The 3,635-nt window shown below is 58.1% G+C and carries 3 protein-coding genes; 2 read left to right on the top strand and 1 reads right to left on the bottom strand.

Annotation, left to right across the window (positions count from 1 at the left end; genetic code table 11):
• Positions 1–829: 829 nt before the first annotated feature.
• A complete protein-coding gene (locus tag ATN37_RS00280; RefSeq protein WP_256933067.1) occupies positions 830–1,135 on the bottom strand; it encodes a hypothetical protein in 306 nt (101 codons plus the stop codon).
• An 816-nt stretch (positions 1,136–1,951) separates the two neighbouring features.
• Between ATN37_RS00280 and ATN37_RS00275 the strand changes: the two genes are divergently transcribed.
• Positions 1,952–2,626, top strand: a complete 675-nt coding sequence (locus ATN37_RS00275; protein WP_003942436.1) for a hypothetical protein — start codon at positions 1,952–1,954, stop codon at positions 2,624–2,626.
• A 708-nt stretch (positions 2,627–3,334) separates the two neighbouring features.
• Positions 3,335–3,514, top strand: coding sequence for a ParA family protein (locus ATN37_RS00270; protein ID WP_374103503.1), 180 nt, complete (start codon positions 3,335–3,337; stop codon positions 3,512–3,514).
• The last annotated feature ends 121 nt before the right edge of the window (positions 3,515–3,635 follow it).

The raw sequence follows: 3,635 nt of genomic DNA, 5'->3' as shown, positions 1-3,635 counted from the left end.
GTTGCCGGGACCGAATCTGACTCACAGCAGGTGGGGAACTATCTGGCCGTACGCGGGGAGAAACCATGGCCACAAAATGCGCCATAAATGGCCGCCAGTGGGGAGCTTACGATGGCCGTCGACAGGCGAGCGCCCGGTACGGGAAATTGCGGCAATAGACACAGGCAGCGGGCGATCGTGGGAGATCTCGCTGGCCAGTGGAGGCGCCTTGGTCGACGACGCGGCGGCCCTCCCGCTCGCAACGCTGGCCCGCAGCATTGAGGGACATATCGCGGGCGGCTTCCATCCGGAGGAACACACAGGGCTACTCAGGCACCTGTTCTCACAACTGGATCTGTTCCCAAAATGGCACCAGAACTCTGATACACGGCAGCTGACAGCCGGCGCATTGGGAATCCCACCTACCCATATGCCCACCACTGAACAGACCTGCAATCTATGGGGTGTTTCTGTACGGGCGCGCGGAAGGGCCGTCCAAATGGCTGAAGCGGCGGCAGCGTGCTTTGACGCGCTTGCCTACTTTTCTGCCAGCGACCGACTCCGCATGGTCGATATCCAACTGAATTGAGCCAGCTATGCCAAACCGAATGTCGAGACTGAAACTGCCTGTGGGACTGAACCTGTTCTTGCGGCGGTTGCGCTGGCGCCACGTCGCGTTCCTGTGGCTCGTCGCAGCCCTTCTACTGACTTGGATCAACAGGGAGGTGGAGACAGGGACAGTGACGCATTGGGTACTCGCCGTCCCTGTCGCCTTCTCCCCCGTGCTTGTTCTTTTCCTTTGGGTACTCGCAAACAAGAAGCGCTGAAGGCGCCCTCGTCGCTCCCCTCGTCATATTGCGGGCTCGTCGTCTTTGAAGAAATATCCGGTCAGCGCCGCCGCGATCAGATGCGAGCGGGATTTTGCGCCCAGTTCCGCCACAAGGTGGTCAATCACGTCGAAGTCGGCATGAAATAGTCGGTAAGTTACCTGCGTCTCACTATCGTCACGTGACGTTTTGGCGCGAATGCCGCGGGCTGCGAATAATCCCCCACCGATTCGACCGCCAGGGTAGAGCAGTTCCGGCAGTCGATCATGAGTCTCCTCGATCGCGACGATGAAAATCTGACCGTTCGTCATCCCCGTGCTCGCCCGCATCTCCTCGAGCTTCGCATGGCACCTTGCCGGCACCCGAACACTTGACGACTTCCCTCCCCCATCCAGGTCAGAGGAACGGTCGATTGACTCCCGATCTTGTTGGCTTCCAGCAGGTTCAGTCTCGGCGGGGCGATCCACATGCGCGGGTACTTCCGACCCTTGTTCAATTTCGTCGTTGTCACCCTCGATGTACGCGGAAGCGATGCTCTCGACCGATCGGGCCGCGGCCGAACGGAAGGTCCCGGCGAGTGGTCGGTGCCCGCCAGCCGACTGAGACGGGCCTTGGTTATGCGTGCTACTCACGTCAATCTCCGATACTGAACAGGGAACGAGACACGCTCGCTCAAAACCTAAAGTGATCTTGCTGAGAGTTATACAGCCCTCCCTGGACAGCTCGGGTGCGACGAGACACCTCACCCAAGACCCGCGAATCTTGCACCCAAGTCATATCCACAGCCGTTAGAGAAACCTATCGGATCATTTCGATACGACCAAGACGTAAGCGCCTAATTGCCTACATATGCGGAAGTGGCAAGCTCGATTCCATCACACGACCATATGCATGGCGTCCCACAAGCGTCCCAACCTCACATCAAATCCAATTCGACTGGCACATTATGCGACATTGGGACGCTTCTGGGACGCCTTTGAAAGTGAGTGGCAATGTTTGCGAAGCCGCTTGGCTGGTATGTCGGTATGACTGGCATGCGACCGTTGGAATGCCTTCAAGTTCCAAACAAGGCGATAAGCATGATTTGTCGGGACGCAACTAGTACTACTGATGACACACCACCGGTGTGGTGTCATCATTGTTCTATGACCGTTCCTGGCAGCGAGATGGGCCTCAAGCTCAACTCGGCATGGATCGACGATCTCCGCTGGCACCGCGACCAATACAGGCAGTCTCGATTTCAATGGACGAGCAGCGACGCCCTGTTGGCTGCGACCGAGTTCACTCGCGGACGCCAAAGCTTCACCACCCTGTCTGAACTGCGCGAACTAAGCCAAGCGCGACGTTCAGCCGCCGCATACGCCACAGTGTGCCAACGGGCATTCGGCGAGGCCGCCAGACATGCGCGCAGAGGCCTCGAAACGACCACATCCTGGTCCGCAGTTGCTCGCGAACTGGACACGACTGTGGTCACCTGCTCGGCGAGTTCCCACTTTTCGATCTGGTCGCAGGCGCACGAACGCACAAATCCCCAGGTAGCCCGGGTGCAAAAGATCGTCGACGGGCTCTATTTCTCTAATCCCCTGATCCGCGCGTGGGAGCTCAAGCAGCTCTGGGACCTATATGCGGCTGCCGAGGACATCCTCGAAGACACTTTGGTCGATCTAGCCGTCGAACTCGACGGATTTCGCCGGGCTGACGCCATCGCTCAGGCCGCAGATGTCCGCACCGTCGCCGGCCTCGGACATCGCATCAAGGCACAGCGTGCACAGCGTGGCGCCATCGGCGATCCACGACGAACCCCACATCAGTACAGCTAAACGGCTATTTCACGCACACCTTCACGCAAAGCAAGCCATGTTGAATCACGCAGAGTGAGTAGTGAGTCCGGGGCTCTAGAATTCTGATCACGCACCCGGTCACCCTCGCCTACAAGCAGGCGGATCCGTACGCCAATTGGCAACTGATTCCACCTGTGGCACAGCATGTAGACCCGCACCACATGCCGTACGAGAACCCTTAGTACCACCCCGCACGCAAGCCCATCCTTCTGCACGCACATCATCCTGCGAGCGGTCACGCAAAACATCACGGATGTACACCCGCACATCAAACCGCTGTGCACTCCGCACCTGATCATGCGGAGTCTCACGCATAGAACCACGTTTCATCTCCCGTATCACCCCAGGCAGTCCAACACGCAGAAGACCACGTTTCTTTACACGCCATTTCATCCGCGTGTGTTCACGCATCATTATCCGCATTTCTTCACGCGTGATTCCCTGCAGCGACTCACGCGTGTTTACATACGTGTTCACATACGTGTTCACATACGTGTTCACATACGTGTTCACCTGCGATTACATCGGCATGCAAACACGCGGCATTACACGCGGCGCCGCTTGCCGACCCACATGCCTGAACACATACGGCCCCACACGCGTGGCATACCGCGAGTTGTCCAGGACCCCTGCTAACTTTCCTTACAGACCACTCGTCAGAAACCAACGTCCATTGGGAGAACCACCATGTCTGTAGATGCCGTTCCAACGACACCCACTCATCAGCAACTGCCTGCCTGCTTCGGATTCTTCAACGGCAAAGGGGGAGTGGGCAAGACCTCACTCTGCGCGAACACCGGAGGCTTACTCGCTGCCGGCGGCTACCGGGTTCTCTTGCTTGACTTCGACCCCCAGGCCAACTTGTGAATCGCCCTGGGTCTGATGGAGGCTCTGGCTATTTGATTTCAACCAAGGCCTGCTCACCCTGCTCAGTAGCGTAGAACGTCTTCTCGTACTCTGCTGGCGGGATGTCGCCGCAGTGACCATG

The sequence above is a fragment of the Rhodococcus sp. MH15 genome, from assembly GCF_019266045.1.
GTDB lineage: Bacteria > Actinomycetota > Actinomycetes > Mycobacteriales > Mycobacteriaceae > Rhodococcus_F > Rhodococcus_F qingshengii.
This window is presented reverse-complemented; position numbering and strand designations above follow the sequence as displayed.